Consider the following 1,261-nt stretch of genomic DNA (forward strand, 5'->3'; position numbering starts at 1 on the left):
GCCCCAGCGCTCGGACCCCGACGCTCGGACCCGACGCTCGGACCCCCGCTCACGCCCAGGTGTCGTCCCCCGGCACCGGCAGCGGGCCGCCGAACCACGCCTCGATGAGGCGGCGGGCGATGGAGACCCCCGGCGGCGGCAGCACGCGGCCCGCGCGCACCTCCTGCGCGAGCTCCTCGCGGGTGAACCAGCGCGCCAGGGCGATCTCGGCGCCGTCGACCCGGATGTCCGTGGTGACGGCCCGCGCGGCGAAGCCCACCATGAGGGAGGCGGGGAACGGCCACGGCTGGCTGCCCAGGTAGCGCACGTCCTCGGCGTCGGCGCCCACGACGACCCCGGCCTCCTCCAGCACCTCCCGGCGCACCGTGTCCTCGAAGCACTCCCCCGGCTCCACGAAGCCCGCCAGCACCGAGTAGCGGTTCTCCGGCCACACCGGCTGGTGCCCCAGCAGCAGCCGGTCGTGCGGGTCGACCACCGCCATGATCACCGCGGCGTCGGTGCGGGGGAAGTGCTCCTTGCCGCCCGGCTCCGCCTTCACCCAGCCCGCCGAGGCCGCCGCCAGCGGCTCGCCGGTGCGCGGGGAGAACCGCGTCTCCGCGTGCCAGTTGCCCATCGAGACGGCCTCGGTGAGCAGGCCGGCGTCCCGGTCGTCCAGCACGTCGCCCACCTCCCGCAGGCCCCGCCACTCCTCGTCGCCGGCCGCGCCGTCGACGACCTCCGGCTCGGCGTCCGCGGAGACCACCGCCACGAACTCCTGCGCGCCGTCCGCGCCCAGGTACAGCAGCAGGTCGTGCTCTCCCGGCGCCGGCACCTCCGCCGGGGCGCGCAGCACCAGCTGGACGCCCCGCGCGGTGCGCACCACCGGCGCCCGGCCCGCGTGCACCCGCAGCACCCGCGTGGACGGCTCGGCCCACAGCCGCTCCAGCAGGCCCGGCTCGGCGCGGCGGGCGCCGGCGCGGTCCAGGCGCTGGCGGGAGAGGGCCAGGTCGCGCAGCGGCGGGGACGGCAGCGCCACCTTCGCGGGTCCGTGCGGGGCGTCGACGGCGTGGGAGGTCACCGCTCCACCCTACGGAGGCGGCCGCGCTCTACCGTGGCCCCGTGCCCGTCCGCTCGCCCCAGGTCCTCGCCGCCCTCGCCACCGCCGCCGTGCCCGGCCTCGAGGTCGTCGCGGCGGGCCCGGCGGAGAACGACGGCGCCGACTTCGACGTCGCCGTCCTCCTCGACGCCGCCGGCCGCCGCCTCACCGCCCGCGCCCCCCGCC

1 protein-coding gene is annotated in these 1,261 nt (G+C 78.7%); it reads right to left on the bottom strand.

Annotated elements, in window-relative coordinates; translation table 11 throughout:
• Nucleotides 1-49: 49 nt before the first annotated feature.
• Entirely contained in the window at nucleotides 50-1,057 is a 1,008-nt protein-coding gene (gene nudC, locus GTR00_RS21125) for an NAD(+) diphosphatase (RefSeq protein ID WP_205706348.1), read from the bottom strand.
• Between the last annotated feature and the right edge of the window lie 204 nt (nucleotides 1,058-1,261).

This window comes from Kineococcus indalonis (assembly GCF_009906395.1).
Classification (GTDB): domain Bacteria; phylum Actinomycetota; class Actinomycetes; order Actinomycetales; family Kineococcaceae; genus Kineococcus; species Kineococcus indalonis.